Raw genomic sequence first — 4419 nt, forward strand, 5'->3', positions numbered from 1 at the left:
ACGAGATTCACGGCATCGGCCTTGAACTCATCGGAATAACTGGGACGGGAAGACATGGGCACAATCCTTTCAAACTGTGTCTCACATCAGTAGTACACCTCAGATCGTCGACCTCAACGATGTTTGCAGCCGCACGAGCGAACGTCTCGGCTTCTATACGAAACGGGTTGTACACCAATGGGGACTGGGCGGTTTCCAACGATCGTCGCAACGGCTCGATTTGAAGGCAACCATATCGCTCGATTGCCCGTTGCCGACCTGACCGCGCCGACGATGACTGCCGGATAAGAGTGCCGGAAAGCGTCCCGCCAGAGTGCGCTACATCGGACAGGGCCTACGGGAGATCTACTAGTGTGCAGACCGGGCCGGATTCTGGCTTCGTTGTGATTCGGGTAGCCCGCCCGCCCGCGGACCGGCTACTGGGACAGCTTGCGGGCGGGCAACTGCGGGACAATCTGACAGCTTTTGGGAGCAGGGGATGGCATCGTTTGGAGCGGTTGACCAGGGGCCTTGGCGGCCTGCTTGGCAAAGTCCTTCCAAAGTAGATCTGATCAAGGAATTGTCTTGTTTTTACTCGCCACACTGCTCTTAATCGCGCTGGCGTTCGGCGCATTGGCCCTGATATTTGTACCCGTGTTTCGTGCGAGAGAGTTCGACAAGAAGCACATACCAAGCCGGAACTGGATTCTGGCGGGCGTCTTAATCGCTTCAGCAATATGCCTTGGCCTCTTCGGTCTGCCAGCGCTAAGCGTGTAGATCTAGCCGGACGCACCGGGCAGGCCCGGCCAGTGAAGGTTCGTAACCGGAAAGCTCCAGGCCCAGCTCCTTAGCTCTCCATATTTGGGGTCAATTCGGGTTATCCACAGCTGGAATGGGAGCCGTTGGGGCAGCTCCCCTGGTCGCCGTAGCGGTGGATAACCCATGAGGATTGTCCCCAGCTGTGGGCAGCGGCCCGAGTCCCACGGTGCCATCGGGAAAAGCCTGGGGCTGAAGTGACGCAACGGCTTGGTGGGAAGCAAACCGAGCGGCGGCACTATACTACCCGAGGACGGCTCGCGGCCGGCCGTTGATCTCATCAGCGGCGAAGCGGACTTCAGCTTGTTCTACCGTGCTGAGGTCTGCACCCCTGCGAAAGTACTGGCGGAGCAGGCCGTTGGCATTCTCGTTCGAAGCACGTTGCCAGGGGCTGGCCGGATCACAGAAGTAGACGAGAGTTCCCAGCGCCGCAGTGACTTCGGCGTGCTTGGCCATCTCGGAGCCCCGGTCCCACGTCAAGGTCCTCCGCAGCGTGGCCGGCAGGACCCCGAGCGCGTCAATGAGCTGGTCACGCATGTTATCGGACCTGTTTCCGGGACGGAGCACGAAGGCGACGAGGAGCCTCGAAGAGCGTTCCACCAGCGTCACTATCGCTGATTTGTTCCCCTTCCCCATGATGAGGTCACCTTCCCAATGGCCTGCTTCTTCCCTGGTAGCGATGTGGGCTGGGCGGTCAAAGACCCTTAGAGCATCAGCAATGTACTGGCGTGACTTCACCTTGGTCCGGGACCGCGGCCGCCTGCTGAACTTACCGGATTGCAGTAGCCGGGCAGACCCGGTTGGAACGGGGCGGATGCTCAGATGGGACAGCGCACGGTAGACCGTTTCATGCACCAGATGCCGATGTTTTTCTCCTGGAAACCGTTCCTTCAAGGCCCGGCAGACCTGCTGAGGGCTCCACCGTTTCGACAGGCACTCCACAACGTAATGCCGCAACTCGTCATCACCGGCAAGCTTGGCCAGCCTTGGCCTCGGCCTTCTCTTCCGTGCCATTTTCTGGGGCGGAACGGATGATACCGGCGTGAGTCGGGACGATTCCGAGCTAACTCCCTGCTGATTGTGGACGGTGACCGGCCAAGATCACGAGCGATGGATTGCAGACTCGCCCGAACCAGCAGCCGGTCGGCGATGTAGATCCGTTCGTCCTCTGACAAATAGCGGCTGGACCCGCCTGCCGCAGGAAGCGCCTTGCGGGGCCTCGGATCCAAGCCTTGCTGCACCAAGCCCTCCACCCCGTTGCGTCCATGCAACCAACGATGGCCCGTGTTCGGGTTGATCCCAAGAATCTTGCATGCTGCCCGGTTGGAGTGCCCTTCTTTCATGAGCTGAACATACAAGGACCTCTTCTCTACCAAGCCCGGAGGCCCCATTTTCCTCGATCGGCGCGTCGCACTGCGCATGAATCAACACCACTTTCCGTTGGTGTTGCGACGTTGGTTGGAAACCGCCCAGCTCTGAGCTGTGCGGAGGGCTCCACCTGACCCCCAGTGGGCACAACGCTTCCTGCCATAACCGCGGGCCCCCACACCGGCACCCAAGGTTCTGCATATAACGAATTTGTAACTTATGCGAACCATTCGCTAGAGTTGAAGCAGAACATACCCCTAACGGTATGTCTGCGACCGCTTCGCCAAGCCCCGCCGGCGGTCAATGAACCTATCTTCTCAAGGCGGGGGCGGAGGACCCATTTACGGTGCGCCATGGTGCACCTTGGGGTGAAGCTGATCCTGTGACTGCGTGCCTGAACGTATCCGCAGGACGGCCGGACAGTCCACTCTTCCGAATCCGACAGCTAACTTCGCCGGCGCCGAGAGGACCACTATTTTGCCTGCCCAGCCAGAACACGGCCGCCGCCGTGCCCTTCCGTCCCCTTCCACGGCGTCCAATCGGGTTGCAATCCATGAACCATCGAGGCGGTCCCGGGGCCAGCAATTTGGCGTTGCGGCAGCAGTTACGGCAATGATTGCCCTCACCGCGCTGTCTACAGCCCATGCGGATTCCGGTGCACACTCTGCAGGCAAGGACCAGTCGGTCGCTGCAGCCCCGGCCACCCAAGTGGCCGTTTCGGCGGACGCCGGTGCCGGTCTGACCTTTGACCGCCCGGCTGTGACCTCACAGCCGGCACCCGCTCCGCCGGCTCCTACGCCTGCACCGGCTCCGCTGGTGCAGGCCGCGGCAGTGCCCGCGGCACCTGAATCTGCCCCCGCACCGGTGTCGAAGGGGCTGCGGGCTCCGCTCGCGTCGATGAACGTCAGTTCCGCTTTCGGCTTCCGGGTCAGCCCCATCACCGGAGCTGCAGGTGAGTTGCACACCGGCATTGACCTGACGGGCGCGTGCTCGACAACGGTATTCGCGGCCGGTGCCGGGACCGTCACCGAGGCCGGCTGGAGCCCGTACGGCGGCGGCAACCGGATTGTGGTGGATCATAGCAACGGCTTGAAAACCACCTACAACCATCTGGCCAGCATTGGTATCTCGACCGGGCAGGCCGTAGCACAGGGCCAGCAAATCGCAGGCGTTGGTACGACCGGAGCGTCCACTGGCTGCCACCTCCACTTTGAGGTCCTGGCCAACGGCAAGACCGTCAATCCCTCCGCCTTTATCTGATCTCAGCCAGGGCTGCTGCCCCTCCAGCCGCCGAATGCTTCGTGCTTCCCAAGCGGCAGACGCACCATCTATGACCCCCTCGGAAACAAGGTTTGGTGGACCTCCGGCGCCTCGTTTTCGGCCTTTGGGTACGTACGGTCGCCCGGGCCTCCAGCGGTCCTGGCCCGGGCCCCGCAAGGTCTCCCGGCTCGCCACCGACGCCCCGGTAAGTCGCGGCCGCCGCCGCGTCCTCACCGGCTCCGGTTCGAACAATAGTGGGCTCCCTGACTATGTCGTCGATATGGATCCCCATGGAATGGCTGTGCGAAACGGGTTGAGCTCCCCGGGCGTATTCGATTTGCGAAACCAACGCTGAGCGGTCGTGATGCTTGCGCTCTTCCGCCAAATGGAACGTACCTACGCGATCGGTCGCGATGCCCTCGCGAGTGCCGTTGCTGCTGCTAAGGGTAAAAGGAATGGCTGGCCCAGCGTGGTCGATCCTACGAAACTCGCTTTCGTCGCACACCTACTCGACCAGTAAGACCTGTCCATCTCCGGGACTGCCCAGTCCACGGGCGTCACTGGCTCCGGCCTCTACTGTCACCTGCCGCCCCGGGCCCCAAAGACGATGAACGCCGAGAACCAAAAGGACGTCTAGGAGGAGAACCCGAGAGTCCGCTGCTGCTGGTGCAGGCGTCCGTGACCGGAGCCTTCCGTATGTCCCGAGGGAGGCGACTTCGAACTGAAAAATTTGGGGTACCGGGGGACCAGGTTACTTGACTCTGCCGGTTTCGAGCAGCGGGATGCCACGCTCGGCCGCCAGCTTGAGGGACTCCTTGACGCGGTCATCCATCTCGATGCGGATGGCCACGTGCAGGGCCTTGGCCGGGATGCCGGCGCGCAGTGCCGGTCCAGCCAGATGGCGTACTGCGAGAACCTCTTCGCCGCTGACTTCGGGGGCCGGAGGCCCGACGGGACCACGGCACTGAGCAAGGACGGGGAAGTGATCTCCTCCCA

General features: G+C 62.0%; 2 protein-coding genes, 2 pseudogenes and 1 riboswitch. Of the genes and pseudogenes, 1 reads left to right on the forward strand and 3 read right to left on the reverse strand.

Annotated features, from left to right (window positions below; genetic code table 11):
* Nucleotides 1-1038 precede the first annotated feature (1038 nt).
* A complete protein-coding gene (locus tag AC50YC_RS19705) occupies nucleotides 1039-1809 on the reverse strand; it encodes an IS30 family transposase (protein WP_494954961.1) in 771 nt (256 codons plus the stop codon).
* 53 nt (nucleotides 1810-1862) lie between these two features.
* A pseudogene (locus tag AC50YC_RS19710) lies at nucleotides 1863-2216 on the reverse strand (helix-turn-helix domain-containing protein); the annotation flags it as partial.
* Nucleotides 2217-2461: 245 nt separating this feature from the next.
* A riboswitch (cyclic di-AMP (ydaO/yuaA leader) is annotated at nucleotides 2462-2635 on the forward strand.
* Nucleotides 2636-3060: 425 nt separating this feature from the next.
* Between AC50YC_RS19710 and AC50YC_RS19715 the strand changes: the two are divergent.
* Complete coding sequence (locus AC50YC_RS19715) at nucleotides 3061-3423, forward strand: M23 family metallopeptidase (RefSeq protein WP_494954962.1); 363 nt, start codon at nucleotides 3061-3063, stop codon at nucleotides 3421-3423.
* A gap of 760 nt (nucleotides 3424-4183) precedes the next feature.
* Here AC50YC_RS19715 and AC50YC_RS19720 read toward each other — a convergent pair.
* Nucleotides 4184-4312, reverse strand: a pseudogene (locus tag AC50YC_RS19720) (23S rRNA (guanosine(2251)-2'-O)-methyltransferase RlmB); the annotation flags it as partial.
* Nucleotides 4313-4419 lie beyond the last annotated feature (107 nt).

It is taken from the genome of Pseudarthrobacter sp. MDT1-56 (genome assembly GCF_059383555.1).

Bases quoted from the DNA above. Each gene is read 5' to 3' on its own strand.
- AC50YC_RS19715 (WP_494954962.1), top strand. From the start codon at position 3,061: ATGAACGTCAGTTCCGCTTTCGGCTTCCGGGTCAGCCCCATCACCGGA.
- AC50YC_RS19705 (WP_494954961.1), bottom strand. From the start codon at position 1,809: ATGGCACGGAAGAGAAGGCCGAGGCCAAGGCTGGCCAAGCTTGCCGGT.